Annotated in this window: 11 protein-coding genes; 9 read left to right on the top strand and 2 right to left on the bottom strand. The window is 70.7% G+C overall.

Going from position 1 to position 15,565, the window contains the following annotated elements; all coding sequences use genetic code 11:
- Positions 1 to 1,109: DUF819 family protein (locus ABFS34_12770; protein MEN8376314.1), on the bottom strand; the 1,109-nt coding region annotated here is incomplete at its 3' end.
- A gap of 209 nt (positions 1,110 to 1,318) precedes the next feature.
- On the opposite strand from ABFS34_12770, the gene ABFS34_12765 reads away from it, so the two are divergent.
- From ABFS34_12765 to ABFS34_12745, 5 genes are all read left to right on the top strand, one after another.
- Entirely contained in the window at positions 1,319 to 1,996 is a 678-nt protein-coding gene (locus tag ABFS34_12765; protein MEN8376313.1) for a DUF2911 domain-containing protein, read from the top strand.
- 49 nt (positions 1,997 to 2,045) lie between these two features.
- A complete protein-coding gene (gene hutU / locus ABFS34_12760; GenBank protein ID MEN8376312.1) occupies positions 2,046 to 3,701 on the top strand; it encodes a urocanate hydratase in 1,656 nt (551 codons plus the stop codon).
- A gap of 2 nt (positions 3,702 to 3,703) precedes the next feature.
- Complete coding sequence (hutI, locus tag ABFS34_12755) at positions 3,704 to 4,987, top strand: imidazolonepropionase (protein ID MEN8376311.1); 1,284 nt, start codon at positions 3,704 to 3,706, stop codon at positions 4,985 to 4,987.
- Entirely contained in the window at positions 4,984 to 6,330 is a 1,347-nt protein-coding gene (locus ABFS34_12750; GenBank protein ID MEN8376310.1) for a formimidoylglutamate deiminase, read from the top strand. The genes hutI and ABFS34_12750 overlap by 4 nt, the downstream gene beginning before the upstream one ends.
- A 74-nt stretch (positions 6,331 to 6,404) precedes the next feature.
- Positions 6,405 to 8,372 carry a von Willebrand factor type A domain-containing protein gene (locus tag ABFS34_12745; protein MEN8376309.1) on the top strand — a complete coding sequence of 656 codons (1,968 nt, stop codon included), beginning with the start codon at positions 6,405 to 6,407 and terminating at the stop codon, positions 8,370 to 8,372.
- Positions 8,373 to 8,395: 23 nt separating this feature from the next.
- Here ABFS34_12745 and ABFS34_12740 read toward each other — a convergent pair whose 3' ends face one another.
- Positions 8,396 to 9,325, bottom strand: a complete 930-nt coding sequence (locus ABFS34_12740) for a DMT family transporter (protein ID MEN8376308.1) — start codon at positions 9,323 to 9,325, stop codon at positions 8,396 to 8,398.
- 159 nt (positions 9,326 to 9,484) lie between these two features.
- On the opposite strand from ABFS34_12740, the gene ABFS34_12735 reads away from it, so the two are divergent.
- The 4 genes from ABFS34_12735 (at position 9,485) to ABFS34_12720 (ending at position 15,414) form a co-directional block, all read left to right on the top strand.
- Positions 9,485 to 10,405, top strand: a complete 921-nt coding sequence (locus ABFS34_12735; protein ID MEN8376307.1) for an ABC transporter ATP-binding protein — start codon at positions 9,485 to 9,487, stop codon at positions 10,403 to 10,405.
- Complete coding sequence (locus tag ABFS34_12730) at positions 10,402 to 11,232, top strand: ABC transporter permease (GenBank protein MEN8376306.1); 831 nt, start codon at positions 10,402 to 10,404, stop codon at positions 11,230 to 11,232. The genes ABFS34_12735 and ABFS34_12730 overlap by 4 nt, the downstream gene beginning before the upstream one ends.
- A gap of 39 nt (positions 11,233 to 11,271) precedes the next feature.
- On the top strand, positions 11,272 to 12,834 hold the full coding sequence (locus tag ABFS34_12725; protein MEN8376305.1) for a M20/M25/M40 family metallo-hydrolase: 1,563 nt from the start codon (positions 11,272 to 11,274) through the stop codon (positions 12,832 to 12,834).
- A gap of 105 nt (positions 12,835 to 12,939) precedes the next feature.
- Positions 12,940 to 15,414 (top strand): zinc-dependent metalloprotease, encoded by a 2,475-nt coding sequence (locus tag ABFS34_12720; GenBank protein ID MEN8376304.1) that lies wholly within the window; start codon positions 12,940 to 12,942, stop codon positions 15,412 to 15,414.
- Positions 15,415 to 15,565 lie beyond the last annotated feature (151 nt).

Here is a 15,565-nt window from a genome sequence, read left to right as displayed (position 1 = left end):
CCGACCGGCGCGAGCGCGGGGTGATAGACGCCGGCCACCACCGGCGCGGACGCCGCCCCCCCGACGTTGGCCATGCTCCCGGTCGCGAAGAAGAACAGCGGCGCCCGCAGCAACCGCGCCACCACCAGTAGCACCGCCGCGTGGATGGCGATCCACACCATGCCGGCGGCCAGGAACATCGGCGCGTCCAGCACCGCCCTCAGATCCGCCTGGGCGCCGATGGCGGCGAGCAGCAGGTACAGCGCGGCGTATCCGATCCGCGAAGCCCCCGCCTCCTCCAGTTGCCGCACGGGGGTGAACGACAGCAGCAGGCCGCCGGTGACGACGATCAGAACGGTCCAGGTCGTGCCGCTTATGATCGTCGGGTCGCCCAGCGCCGGGAGGGATCTGCCCAGAGCCACCCCGGCCACGGCCGCCACGAACCCGAGCCCCACGATCATCAGCGCGAGCCGCAGGGTCACCGGCGTACGCTGCTCATCCAGCTCCGCCATGAGCCGATTCGTTTCGTCCAGCAGGTCGGCGCGCGCGTTGATGCGACGGTCGAACGCCGCCTGCCGGGCGCTCAGGAACAGCAGGATGCCCATCCACCCGTAGCCGACCACCGTATCCACCACGATGATCGGCCCCATGAGCGAGTCCGGAGTCCCCACGCTCTCCTTGATCGCCACCATGTTCGCGGTGCCGCCGATCCAGCTTCCGGACAGAGCCGCGAGCCCCTTCCACGCGTCGGGCGGCAGCGCCGATCCGAACATCAGGTAGGCGATGGGCGCGCCGATCACGATGCCCACGGTGCCCGCGACGAGCATCGCCAGGGCGACGGAGCCCAGGCGCGCGATCGCCGGCAGGTCCACGCTGATCATCAGCAGGAACAGCGACAGCGGGAGCAGATACGTCTGGATCCAGCCGTAGATAGCGGCGTCGGACGGAATGATTCCGAACGTTGTGGACAACGTGGGGATGAAGTAGGCCCAGATCACCGGGGGCATGATCTCGAAGAACCCCTTGAAGCGCTCGTAGCCGCTCAGCCAGAAGACCGCGGCGAGCACACCCGCCAGATAGGCGAAGATGTGCATGGGCTCGGTCAGGAGCGCCTGAACGGTGCCTTCCAAATCGCCTCCTCATGGGCGGACCGCTGATCGCGAGGGTCCGGGAGTCTACGGGGGACGCCGCCCGGGCGCCAACGTACGCGGCTGACGCCCGGCGGCCCTACCTGAGCCGCTGCCGAACGTCTATTCTTAAGAGCCTTGTTTTCCCCCGCGAGCATCCCAGGACGCGCCCCGGACGCGCGCGCCCCGCTCGCCCAGCGACGGAGCCGACCATGCCCGACGCCCACCCACGTTTCCCGGTCGGGACCAGGCTGCCTCGTGCGCACGAGGTGCTGGTGCTGACGGTGGTTGCCGCCGCCTGCTCCACGCCCGGCAGGGTCGGGTCGTCCCAAGCGGGGGAGGCCGATACTTCCGCGGTGGTGGAGATCGCGCCGGTTGCGACCTGCCACTGGCGGGCGGAGGCCGCCGAGCTCGCCGAGCGCCTCAGCCCACCCGACTCGGTCCGATTCTCGATCGGTGACGCCGAGGCCCTGCTCTGCTACAGCCGCCCGTCTGCGCGCGGGCGAGTCATGATCGGGGGAGACCGGGTCCCGTACGGGGAAGTGTGGCGCACCGGAGCCAACGAGCCGACGACCTTGCACCTGGGCTTCGCGGCGGACATCGCCGGGGTCCGGGTCGATCCGGGCACGTACACGCTCTACACCGTGCCCCGGCCGGGCGTGTGGGAGATCATCGTCAACCGCTCCACCGAGCAGTGGGGGGCCGAGCGCTACTACACGTCCGCGATCGAGGCGATGGAGGCGGGCCGCGGCGCCGCCCCCGCGCACGCAACGGACGCGCACGTTGAGACGTTGAGGTTCCGCGTCGCGCTGGTGGCTGCGGACACCGTGCACCTGACGCTCGAGTGGGAGGGGACGCAACTGCCGATCCCGATTCGCCGGCTGCGCTAGAGCGCCTCGTTCCCCATGCGCATCCGCCGGCGAGCGCTACATTGGCGGCATGAACAGCCCGACGATCCCCGACCTTCCGCTCGGCACGACGCTGACCTGCAAGGGGTGGCAGCAGGAGGCCGCCCTGCGCATGCTGCTCAACAACCTCCACCCCGATGTCGCCGAGGCCCGCGACGAGCTGATCGTGTACGGCGGCTCGGGCAAGGCGGCGCGGGACCCGGAGGCGCTCGCCGCCATCGTCCGCTCGCTGCGCGCGCTGGAGGACGACGAGACGCTGCTGATCCAGTCCGGCAAGCCGGTCGGCGTTTTCCGGACGCACGCCCATGCGCCGCGCGTCCTGATCGCCAACTCCAACCTCGTGGGGCGCTGGGCGACCTGGGGCCACTTTCGCGAGTTGGAGCGGGCCGGTCTGATGATGTACGGCCAGATGACCGCCGGGTCGTGGATCTACATCGGCACCCAAGGCATCCTGCAGGGCACCTACGAGACCTTCGGCGCGGTAGCGCGCGAGCACTTCGGCGGCTCGCTGGCGGGGCGCTGGGTGCTCACGGGTGGGCTGGGAGGCATGGGCGGCGCTCAGCCCCTGGCCGCCACCATGGCGGAGGGCGCGATGCTGGCCGTAGAGGTCGACGCCGAGCGCATCCGTCGCCGCGTGGAAACGGGCTACCTGGACGAGATGGCGACCGACCTGGACGCCGCGCTCGAGCGCGTCCGGACCGCCGCCGATCGGGGGGAGGCGCTGTCCGTGGGTCTGCTGGGCAACTGCGCGGACGTGCTCCCCGAGATCGCCCGCCGCGGCGTCGTGCCGGACGTGCTCACCGACCAGACCTCGGCGCACGACCCCCTGCGCTACGTGCCCACGGGGCAATCCGTGTCCGCGGCCGACGCCATGCGAGACGCCGACCCCGCCGAGTACACGCGCCGGGCGATGGAGTCCATGGCCACCCATTGCCGGGGCATGCTGGACCTGATGCGCGCGGGCGCGATCACGTTCGACTACGGCAACAACCTGCGCACCCAGGCGTTCGACGCCGGCGTGGAGGACGCGTTCGACTTCCCGGGCTTCGTCCCCGCCTACGTGCGGCCGCTGTTCTGCGAGGGCAAGGGACCGTTCCGCTGGGTCGCGCTGAGCGGCGATCCCGCCGACATCGCGCGCACCGACGACCTCGTGCTCGAGCTGTTCCCCGACGACACACACCTGGCCCGCTGGATCCGCTTGGCGCGCGAGCGGGTGCACTTCCAGGGCCTGCCGGCGCGCATATGCTGGCTGGGTCAGGGTGAGCGGGCCCGCTTCGGCCTGGCGCTGAACGACCTGGTTGCGCGCGGCGAGATCTCCGCGCCCATCGTGATCGGCCGCGACCATCTGGACACCGGCTCGGTCGCGTCCCCGTTCCGCGAGACGGAGGCCATGAAGGACGGCTCCGACGCGGTCGCCGACTGGCCCATCCTGAACGCGCTGCTCAACACCGCGTCCGGGGCGAGCTGGGTGTCCTTCCACCACGGCGGCGGCGTGGGCATGGGCAACTCCCTGCACGCCGGCCAGGTGATCGTGGCCGACGGCACGCCCGAGATGGCCACCCGGCTGGAGCGCGTCCTCACCAACGACCCCGGCATCGGCGTCGCCCGCCACGCCGACGCGGGGTACGAGACCGCCCTCGAGGCGGCCCGCGAGCACGGCATCCGCCTGCCGATGGCCGAGGGGTAGCGGTGGCCGCCCCGAATTCGCCGGGCGGCGCGGCCGGGGAGGCGCCCGTCGTGATACTGGCGGGCGCCGATGAGGTCGTGACGTGCACGGGCTCCGGAACCGACGAGGTTGTGAAGGGCGCCGCGGTCGCGCTGGCTGGCGGGCGGGTCGCCACCGTCGGCGAGCTCGCCTCTTTGCGTACGCGCTTTCCGGCGGCCGCGCTCGAGGAGCTGCCCGGCGGCGTGCTGACCCCGGGCCTGGTGGACTCGCACACCCACGCCGTGTTCGGTCGCACCCGCGCCGACGAGTACGCGCTGCGCGCCGCGGGGGTGCCGTACATGGAGGTCGCCCGCCGCGGCGGCGGCATCAACGCGTCGGTGCGGGATCTGCGGGCGCGCAGCGAGGACGACCTCGTGGAGCTGGCCGTGCCGCGCTTGATGGAGTGTCTTAGGTATGGCACGACAACCATCGAAATCAAATCGGGTTACGGACTCGATACCGGTGCCGAGCTCAAGACGCTGTCGGCCATAGGGAGGGTCGGGGAAGCGCTTCCGCTGAGGGTCGAAGCGACGTTCCTCGGTGCCCACGAGATTCCCCCCGAGCACCGCGCCGACCGCGAACGCTACCTGGCCGTTCTGGTGGATGAGATGATCCCCGCCGCGGCCGAGCAGGGCGTCGCGCGCTTCTGCGACGTGTTCTGCGAGCCCGGCGTGTTCAGCGCGCTCGAGTCGCGCACGATCCTGGAGCGCGGGGCCGAGCTGGGGCTGGTCCCCAAGCTGCACGCGGACGAGCTGGAGAACGGCGGCGGGGCCGAGCTCGCGGCCTCGCTCGGCGCCGCCAGCGCGGACCACCTCGGAGCGGTATCGCCCGCAGGGATCGCCGCGATCGCCGCGACCGCCAGATCGGCAACTCCCACGGTGGCCACGCTGCTCCCCGTGACGCTGATGTTTCTGGGCAGGAAGACCTACGCCCCGGCCCGGGCGCTGCTGGACGCCGGCGCGGTGGTGGCGCTCGCCACCGACTTCAATCCCGGCTCCTCGCCCACCCCGGGGCTGCCCATCGCGCTCACGCTGGCGTGCAGCCAGATGGGGATGAGCCCGCTCGAGGCCCTGGTGGCGGCGACCGCCGGGGGCGCCGCCGCGCTGCGCCTGGCCGACGGCACCGGCACGTTGAGCGAGGGAGCGCCCGCCGACGTGGTGTGGTGGACGGTCCCCGACCACCGCGAGATCCCGTACCACGTGGGGGTCAATCGGGTGGGGCGCGTGTGGAAGGACGGCGCCGTGGTCGTCGAGGCGGAGGCTCCGTGAGGACGCTCGTGCCCGATCTGCTCTGGCGGGGCGACCGTTTCCACGCCGGTCTCGCCGTCGACGTCGGCGCGGACGGACGCGTCGCCGCCGTGCGCGACGCCTCGCTCGCTCGCGGACGCCCCGGCGAGGTCGAGCGGCTGCACGGCAGGGCGCTCCTGCCGGGGTTCGTGAACGCGCACTCGCACGCGTTTCAGCGGCGCCTGAGGGGGCGCACGCAGTGGCGTCCGGTCAGCCACGAGCGGGCGGACTTCTGGACCTGGCGGGAGGCCATGTACGAGCTCGTCCTGCGGCTCGACGAGGACGCCCTGAGCGAGGTCACCCGCGCCTGCTTCCGCGAGATGCTGCGCGCGGGCTTCACCACCGTGGGCGAGTTCCACTACGTGCACAGAGACCGCGACGGCCGCGCGCTGGACCCCGAGGAGCGGCTTGCCCGCGCGGTCATGGAGGCCGCTCGCGACGTGGGGATCCGGTTGGTGCTCCTTCACGTGGCGTACGCGACCGGCGCGATCGGCGAGCCACTGAGCAAGCGGCAGCGGCGTTTCGCGACGCCGCGGCTGGACGAGTACCTGGAGCAGCTCGAGCGCCTGTCCGAGGCCGCGGCCGAGCACCGGGGCGTCACGGTCGGCGCCGCGCCGCACAGCATCCGGGCGGTCCCCCGCGACTGGCTGGGCGCCATCGCGGAGTGGTGCGAGCGGCGCTCCGCCCCGCTGCACATGCACGTCTCCGAGCAGCCGGCCGAGGTGGCCGCCTGCGCGGCCGCCTACGGCGCACGCCCGGTGCGCGTGCTCGCCGACGCCGGGGCGCTGTCCGGGCGATTCACCGCGGTGCACGCCACGCACCTCGACGCGGCGGAGGCGCGACTGCTCGCCGACGCGGACGCGACCGTGTGCGCCTGCCCCACCACCGAGCGCGACCTGGCCGACGGCTTTCTGCCGCTCGACCTCCTGCGCCCCGAAGGCGTCCCCATCGCGCTCGGCAGCGACAGCAACGCGGTGATCGACCCCTTCGAGGAAATGCGTTGCGTGGAGTACCACGAACGGCTCCGCACCGGCACGCGCGTCGTCGTCGCGGACCCCGCGCCGCGCGCGGACGGAGGCGATCCCGATCGCCTCGAGTGCGCGCCTCCGCTGCTCGACATGGCCACCCGCCACGGCGCCCGCTCCGTCGGCGTACAGGCGGGCGAGATCGAGCCCGGCCGGTTCGCCGATCTGGTTGCGGTCGACCTGGAGCACCCCACCCTGGACGGCTGGGCCGCGGACACGCTGGCGTCCATGCTCGTGTTTGGCTCGCCGCCGTCGGTGGTGCGCGAAGTCTGGGTCGGGGGGCGCCCCATCGGGGGCTGACCCGGCGGTCGTGTGCAACGCCGCGCCGCCGCGGCGTCCCTCCTGCAGAGCAACCACATCACGCGGGAGGGTTCATGAGATCGCTAGCCGTACTTCCACTCGCCTTCGCGGGTCTGGCGCTGGCCGCCGAGGCCCCGCTACCGACGCCGGGCGGGCCTCCGGCCACAGGCGTCGGAGTCACCATCACCGGCACCGTCAAGGACGTCGATACGGGCTCTCCCCTGGCCGGCGTCCAGGTGTTCGTCCAGGGCACCGGCATCGGCACCTTGAGCGGCGCGGGCGGAGGCTACTCGCTGCCGCTGCCGGACCGCTTCACGGGGCTGCAGATCGAGCTGCGGGCGACGCTGATCGGCTACGCCACGTCCGCCCGCACCGTTGATGTGGCCGCGGGCGCCGGTCCCGTGAACTTCGGGCTGTCCAGGCAAGCCGTCGGTCTGGAGGCGATCATCGTGGAGGGCGAAGCCGCGCCACCGCTCCGCCGAGACCAGGCCGCCAAGCAGTCCTCGGACCTCTCCCGGAACGCCACCTTCTCCGCCCCGGCGAGCCCGCAGGCGCTCAGACTACGCGGCGACGGCTGGCGCTGGGCGCCGCCCAAAGACCGCGAGGCGTACGCCTACATCGAGGAGAACGAGTTCCGCTCCCCCGGCGCGCACCCGCTGTCGACCTTCGGCATAGACGTGGACCGCGCGTCCTACGCCAACGTGCGCCGCTTCCTGCTCGGCGAAAGCCGGCTGCCGCCGGCGGACGCGGTGCGCATCGAAGAGCTCGTCAACTACTTCCCGTACGCGTACGCCGCGCCGCGCAAAGAGGTGCCCTTCGCGGTCCACACCCACGTCGCGCCCGCCCCGTGGGCGCCCGCGCACAGACTCCTGCGCATCGCCATGCGCGGACGCGAGTTCGACGAGGAGAGCCGACCGCCCAGCAATCTCGTGTTCCTGATCGACGTGTCGGGCTCGATGCAGTCCCCGGACAAGCTGCCACTGCTCAAGCAGGCGTTCCGCATGCTGGTGGGCCAGCTCGGCTCGGCGGACCGGGTCTCCATCGTCGTGTACGCGGGCGCGGCCGGGCTCGTGCTGCCGCCCACACCGGGGCACCGCAAGGACGAGATCCTGCACGCGATCGACAATCTGCAGGCCGGCGGCTCTACCGCCGGTGGCGCGGGCATCCGGCTCGCGTACCAGGTCGCGCGCAAGCGCCACATCGATGGCGGCAACAACCGCGTCATCCTCGCCACGGACGGCGACTTCAACGTCGGCGCCTCGAGCGACTCGGAGATGGTGCGGCTGATCGAGGAAAGGCGCAGGCAGGGCACCTTCCTGACCGTGCTCGGCTTCGGCACCGGCAACCTGCAGGACGCCAAGATGGAGCAGATCGCCGACCACGGGAACGGCAACTTCGCCTACATCGACAGCGCGCTGGAGGCCAAGAAGGTGCTCGTCTCGGAGGTGGGCGGCACGCTGCACACGATCGCCAAGGACGTGAAGATCCAGGTGGAGTTCAATCCCGCCGTGGTGCGCGCCTACCGACTCATCGGCTACGAGAATCGCATGCTCGCCGCCGAGGACTTCGACGACGACGATAAGGACGCGGGCGAGCTGGGCGCCGGCCACACCGTGACCGCGCTGTACGAGGTGGTGCCGGTCGGCGCGAAGTCGGACGTGGAAGCGCGCGAGCCGGGGCCGCTTCGCTACGGCGCGACCGAGGAGGACGGCGACCTCACGCCGATGAGCACCGAGCTGGCCTTCGTGAAGCTCCGCTACAAGGCGCCCGACGGCGAGCGCAGCCGCCTCATCGAGCACCCCGTCGCCAACCGTACCTACAGGGCCCGTGAGGACCTGCGCTTCGCCGCCTCGGTGGCGGCTTTCGGCATGCTTCTGCGCGACTCGGAGCACGCCGGCGCGGCGACCTGGGACCTGGTCCTGGACCTCGCCCGCGGCGCCACCGGCGACGACGAAGAGGGCTATCGGGCCGAGTTCGTTCGCATGATCGAAGCCGCGCGCGAGCTCAAGCCCATCGAAGTGCCGCTCGCGCGACGCGAGTAGGGCGCCCACGACAGGCGTCGGCGTCAGGCCGCCCGCCGCGCGCTCGCGCGGCCCGGCGGGCACGGCGTCGCCGCCGGGCCCACCAGACTCAGCGCGACCGTGGAGGCGACTATGATCAGCGCGCCCGCCACGAGCCATCCGCTCGGCACTTCGCGGTAGAAGAGCAGGCCCCAGATGGCCGCGAACGCCACCGCCAGGTAGCTGGCCGCGGTGGCGCGCCCCGCCCTTTCGCGGCGCAGGCCGATGGTCATGAAGACCTGTCCGAGCTGGGTCGCGACCCCGACGCCCACCAGCACGAGCCACTCCAGCGGGGTCGGCCACACGACCCGGGGTGCGGCTATGGGGATCGCCCCGATGGTCGCGATGAGCGAGAAGTAGAAGACAATGACCATGGTGTGGTCGGTCTCGCCCAGCTTGCGGACGGTGACGTACGCCGCCGCGCTGAACAGCGCCGCCACGAGTCCTACGGCGACCGGGACCGTGGGGAGAGACGCGCCACCGAAAAGGAAAGACGGGCGCGTGGCCAGGATCACTCCGCCCAGGCTCGCCAAGACCAGGACCACCTCGCGGCGGTGCATGCGCTCCCCGAGCGCGGCCACCGCGATGAGCGCGGCCCACACCGGATTCGTGTACTGGATCACCGTCGCGTCGGCGAGCGGCAGGTTGACGACCGCGTAGTAGAACGACGTGAGCGCTACGAAGCCGAGCACGCCGCGGAGCACCAGCAGCCCGCGGCGTCTGCCCCAACACGACACCCCCGCGCGGCGCAGCAGGCCCCAACTGATTACGAGCGTGACCACGGCGCGCACGAGCACGATCTCGCTGGAGGGCAGGCGCTGGCCCGCCACCTTGACCAGCAGCGCCATGAAGCTGAACGCGAGCGCCGACAACGCCATGTAGCGGAGTCCCCCGCCGTGGGGGATCGCGGCCGAACCACCTGAAGCGGTGTTCACGGCGCCGACCATACCCGGCTCGGTCGACGCTGACAACCGCCCTGCCACGCCGGCGCCCGCACCCCCCCGGAGAGTAGCCTGAAACTTCCCGCTCCCTGCTTCGTTCTTTTTGGCCAGAAGGAGTAGAAGCCGCGCACAGACCTCGAGCCACGGGACGGCATGTCGGTAATCGAGACGCGGGACCTATCGAAGAGCTACGGGCGAACCCGCGCCGTGGATGGCCTCGATATCGCCGTGGAGCGCGGCCAGGTGTTCGGCTTCCTGGGACCGAACGGCAGCGGCAAGACGACCACCATCGGCATGCTGCTCGGGATCATCTCGCCGACCGGCGGGAGCTTCCGCCTCCTGGGCGCCGACTCCCGAAAGGAACGCGAAGCGGCGCGCAAGCGCGTGGGCGCGACCCTCGAGCAGCCGAATTTCTACCCTTACCTGTCGTGCCGCGACAACCTCGCGCTGGTCGCCAGGGTCAAGGGCGCTCCGGCCGGCCAGGTCGCCGAAGTGCTGGAGGTGGTAGGCCTGAGCGGTCGCCAGAAGACCAAATTCGGCGCGTGCTCTCTGGGCATGAAGCAGCGTCTCGCGCTGGCGGCGACGATGCTGGGCGAGCCGGAGCTGCTCATCCTGGACGAGCCGGCCAACGGCCTCGATCCGGAGGGGATGCGGGAGATCCGCGAGATCATCGGACGCCTGGCCGAACGCGGCACCACGATCTTCCTGTCCAGCCACCTGCTGTGGGAGGTGGAACGGACCTGCACCCACGTCGCCATCATCCGGCAGGGCAAGGTCGTGACGCAGGGACCGGTCGGGGAGGTTACGGCCGGTCGGTCCGTGGTCGTGCTCGGCTCGGACGATGCGGAGGCTCTTCTCTCCCAGGTGAGGGCATTCCCCGCCGCGCAGTCGGCGACGCGCGCTGGAGACCGCGTGCGTCTGCAGATGGAGGCTCCGGATCTGGCCGCGCTAAATCGATGGCTGGCAGAGCGTAACGTGTACCTATCTCATCTATCGCTGGAACAGCGGTCCCTGGAGGATGCCTTTCTCGAAAGCACCGGCGCGGGTGCGGCCGGGATGGGAGACGTGGCATGAGTGTCGCAGCCGTGCTGGCCCGTAACGAGTTCCTGAAGACCCGCAAGCGGCGCGCCTTCTGGGTGGGCCTGGGCCTGCTCGCGCTGATCGCCACCCTCGGTTTCGGCGAGGACTTCCTGGACGCGAGGCGCGAGGGAGACGGAAGCTTCGCGCTGCCGGGAGCGTGGAGCGAGATCCTGGGTGAGCCCACCCAGGTCCCCCTCATCTTCGGGGCGGTCGTGCTGATACTCCTCGCCGCCAGTGAGTTCTCATGGCGTACCGGCCGCCAGAACGTCATCGACGGGCTGACGCGCGGGCAGTGGTACTGGGGCAAGACCTTTGCCGTCGTCCTCACCGCCCTGGCGTTTGTCGGCATGTACATATCCATCGGCGGTACCCTCGCGCTCATGAGCACCGACCTCGGGAGCGGCGACGGGATCGTGCGCGCGGGGCAGCTGCAGGCGATCGGCGCGGTCGTGCTTTCCTACGCGGGCTACGCGTCGCTGGCGCTGCTGGTCGCCACGACGGTGCGCAGCACCGGCGGCGCGATGGCGATCTGGTTCTTCTACGTGGCGTTCGGCGAAACCCTGCTGCGCGGCGGCATCGGCAAGCTTTGGGAGGGCGCGCGCCCGTACCTGACCTACCTCCCGATCGCCTCCTTCGACCAGCTACGCAACTACCTGATGTTCGACCCCGACAGGCTCGCGGTGGTAACCGCGGCGCGGCTCGAGGCGGGCAGGGCCGCGCCCACGGTCGGCGACGCGTCGATGCTCGCGCTGGTCGCCGCGGCCTGGGCGACGGCGTTCGTCGTCATCGGCTTCCTGGCGTTCCGGAGACGCGACATCTAGGCTCCCGGGCGGATTCTTCTCCCGTACCGAGGTCGAGCCATGTCGTGGTCTTTTCGCGCGCCCAGCAGGGCGCTGGCGTTCGCCGTCCTCCCCGCCCTGCTGGCGGCCCCGACACCGGCGGGGGCGCAAGCGGGATCGGCCGCGGGAGTGGCAGCCGCGCGCGCGCATCGGACCGCGCACGCCGGGGCGATCCTGAGCGAATTCGCCGAGCTACTGGCCATCCCCAACGTCGCCGCCGACGACCTCAACATCCGCCGCAACGCGGACTGGCTCGTCGCGGCGCTCGAGCGACGCGGCGTTCGCGCGCGCACGCTCGACGGCCTGGGGGGCCCTCCGCCCGTATACGGCGAGCTCGCCGTACCGGGCGCCGAGCGGACGCTCATCTTCTACGTGCACTACGATGGCCAACCCGTGGACACGGCGCGCTGGACGGACCCGCCGTGGCGGCCCACGCTCCGCACCGGGCCCGTCGAGGCCGGCGGCGAGCGCGTCGCGCTGCCGCCGCAAGGAGCCTCGACCGACGCGGTAGACCCCGAGTGGCGCATCTACGCCCGCGGCGCGGGCGACGACAAGGCGCCGGTCCCGGCCATCCTCGCGGCGCTCGACGCCCTGGACGCGGCCGGCTCGAGGCCCTCATCGAACCTGAAGTTCTTTTTCGAAGGTGAGGAGGAAGCCGGATCGGGCCACCTGGAGGACATACTGCGCGCCAACGCCGAGCTGCTCGCGGCCGACGCCTGGCTGATCATGGACGGGCCCGTCCACCAGAGCCGCAGGCCCCAGCTTTTCTTCGGCGTGCGCGGCTACACGGGACTGCAGATCACCGTTTACGGCGCGAATCGGTACCTGCACAGCGGACACTACGGCAACTGGGCGCCCAATCCGGCCCTGGAGCTCGCCCGGCTGCTCGCGTCCATGAAGGACGCCGACGGTGCCGTGCTGATCGAGGGCTTCTACGATGATACAGAGCCCGTCGGCGCGGCCGAGCGCGAGGCGATAGACGCCATGGCCCCGTTCGACGCGCGGCTGAGGGCGGAGCTGGGCCTGGCGGCTACCGAGGCCGGCAACGCTCCTTATCTGGAGCGCATGCTGATTCCGTCCCTGAACATCAGGGGGTTTCAGTCCGGGACGGTCGGCGCCACGGCGCGCAACGTGATTCCGCCCTCCGCGTCCGCGTCGATCGACGTTCGATTGGCGAAGGGCAACGACCCCGAGCGCATGCTCGACCTGGTCGAGGCGCACGCGCACGCCCAGGGGTACCACGTGGTGCGCTCGGATCCCGACTCTGCAACGCGCATGCAACACGCGCGCATCGCCCGGGTGGATCGGTTCCCTGGCTACCCGGCCGCGCGCGTGAGCCTGGACACGCCCATCGCGCGCTCGGTGATCGAGGCGACCCGGGTCGCGGCGGGCGCGGAGCCGGTGCTGGCGCCCACCCTCGGCGGCTCGCTGCCCCTGTATCTGTTCGGGGAGATCCTGGCCACCCCTGCGGTGGGCGTCCCCATCGCGAATCACGACGACAACCAGCACGCGCCCGACGAGAACCTCCGCATCGCGAACTTATGGTACGGGATCGATCTGGTTGCGGCGTTGATGACGATGTAGGAGAAGCCACCCGGTCGCACGCCGCTCCTTTCGCCCGGCCCCGGCCGGACCATAGCTTCGCGGTCCGCCAAACGCCGAAGCCCACCCCCAATCCGGACGAACGACATGACCCGACGTCGCCTTTCGACCTTTGCCGCGCTCGTCGCGGCGGCTGCCCTCTCGGCCTGCTCAGGCGCGGTCGGCCAGGACTCCGACTCTCGGCCCGCGCCGCGCGGCCAGCGAAGCGACGCCGACGACGGCATCAAGCCCTACGCGGATGTCGTGCCCGCGACCGCGCAGACGGACTCGGGGATGTTTCACGTGCACCGGGTGGACGAGAAGGTCCTTTTCGAAATCCCAAACGACATGCTGGACACGGAAATCCTGCTCGTAACGCGTATCGCCAAGGCGGCCGCCAACGTGCGCTACGGGGGCGAGAAGGAGAACACGCAGGTCGTCCGCTGGCAGCGCATGGGGGACGACATCCTGCTCCGTACCGTCTCGCACAACAACGTGGCGGACGATTCCCTGCCGATCTTCGAGGCGGTTCGCAACTCCAACTTCGAGCCCATCGTCGCGTCCTTCGGCGTCGCGGCTCTGTCGGAGGACTCCGGCGCCGTCGTTGTCGACGTGACGGACCTCTTCACCAAGGACGTGCCCGTTCTGGGGCTGCGGAGCAACCGTCGGACCAACTTCGGTGTGCGCCGGTTGGATGAGAACAGGACCTTCGTGAACTGGGTGAAGAGCTACCCCCGCAACGTGGAGATCCGCAACACGCTCACCTACGAGGCCACGCAGGCGCCCTCGCAGGGCACTACCAACGCCATCTCGCTGGAGATGAACCATTCGATGATCCGGCTGCCGGATGATCCGATGACGCCGCGGCCGTGCGACGAACGGGTCGGCTTCTTCAGCGTGCAGCAGGTCGACTTCGGCGCCGACGCGCAGCGCGCCGAGGGCCGCTGCTTCATCACCCGCTGGCGCCTGGAGCCTGTGGATACGGCCGCCTTCAACCGCGGCGAGCTCGTGGAGCCGGTCAAGCCGATCGTCTACTACATCGACCCGGCCACACCAGAGAAGTGGCGTCCGTACCTGAAGCAGGGCGTGGAGGACTGGAACGCCGCCTTCGAGGTGGCCGGCTTCCGCAACGCCATCCGCGCGATGGACCCGCCCACCCCCGAGGAGGACCCGGAGTTCAGCCCGGAAGACGCGCGCTACAGCGTCATCCGATATTTCTCCTCGCCGGTGCAGAACGCATACGGCCCGCACGTGCACGACCCGCGCACGGGTGAGATCCTGGAGTCCGACATCGGCTGGTTCCACAACGTGATGAACCTGCTGCGAAACTGGTACTTCGTGCAGACGGCGGCGGCCAATCCCGATGCTCGCACGCCGGAGTTCGGCGACGACGTCATGGGCGAGCTGGTGCGCTTCGTTTCGGCGCACGAGGTCGGCCATACGCTGGGGCTGCCGCACAACATGAAGGCGAGCGCCGCGTATCCCGTGGACTCGTTGAGGTCCGCGGCGTTCACGTGCCGCATGGGCACCGCGCCCAGCATCATGGACTACGCCCGGTTCAACTACGTGGCGCAGCCGGAGGACGCCGGCGTCTGCTTCGGCCCGGCGATCGGAGAGTACGACAAGTATTCCGTCGCGTGGGGGTATCGGCCGATCCTCGACGCCGACATCGAAGCGCAGAAGCCCACGCTCGACGGGTGGATCGAGGAGCGCGCGGGCGATCCCATGTACATGTTCGGCAACCCCAGCGCAACCGATCCTACCTCCCTGACGGAAGCGATCGGTGCCGACGCCATGGAGGCCAGCACCTACGGCATCGACAACCTCAAGAGAATCCTCCCGCGCATCACCGACTGGGTGTTCGAAGAGGGCGAGCCATGGAACACCCCGCAGGAGCTCTACAATCAGGTTCTGGGGCAATGGAACCGCTACATGGGCCACGTCGTCACGAACATTGGCGGCGTCACGCGCACGCGGAAGCGGCAGGGCCAGGACGGGGCGGTGTACACGCCCGTCGCCGCCGAAACGCAGCGCCGCGCCATGGCCTTTCTTACCGAGCAGGCGTTCGCGACACCGGAGTGGATGCTCGAGCGCGAGTTGCTGTCTCGCGTGGAGCACGGCGGTACCATCGACCGACTGCGCGCCCGCCAGGTCGGCGTCCTGAACAACGTCCTCAACCCCAGCCGCATGCAGCGGCTCGTCGAGGCCGGAGTGCTGGCGGACGGGGACAACTACTCCCTGGGGGAAATGCTCGGCGACGTACGTGACGCCGTCTGGACGGAGCTGCGGAGCGGCGGCGCCATCGACCCGTTCCGGCGCAACCTGCAACGAGGCTGGATCGATCGCATGGCGTTCCTGCTCAACGAGGAACCGCCGCCGCCGCCGGCCTTCTTGCGCGGCGGCGACAACTTCACGCCGGTCCACGCCAGCCAGTCGGACGTGCGCGCGTTCGCGCGGGCCGAGCTGGAGGCGGTGCAGGCGCGGATCCGAAACGCGCTGCCCGGAGTCCGCGACGCGACCAGCCGGATCCACCTGCGTGACGCGCGGGTGCGCATCGCCCGCGCGTTGGACCCCGAGGGCTAGGTGTGCCGGCGCGGAAGTCCCGTGTGCACCGAGGCGCGTGATGCGCCCGCGCGGCAAGGCGGAACGACGCGCCGTAGCCGTCGCTACGGCAAGGAGTTCCAACGCCGCAGCCGCGGGATGCAGCGCGGGCCGAATGCCTACGGGACTTCTG

Source organism: Gemmatimonadota bacterium (assembly GCA_039715185.1).
Taxonomy (GTDB): Bacteria; Gemmatimonadota; Gemmatimonadetes; order Longimicrobiales; family RSA9; genus DATHRK01.
This window is presented reverse-complemented; position numbering and strand designations above follow the sequence as displayed.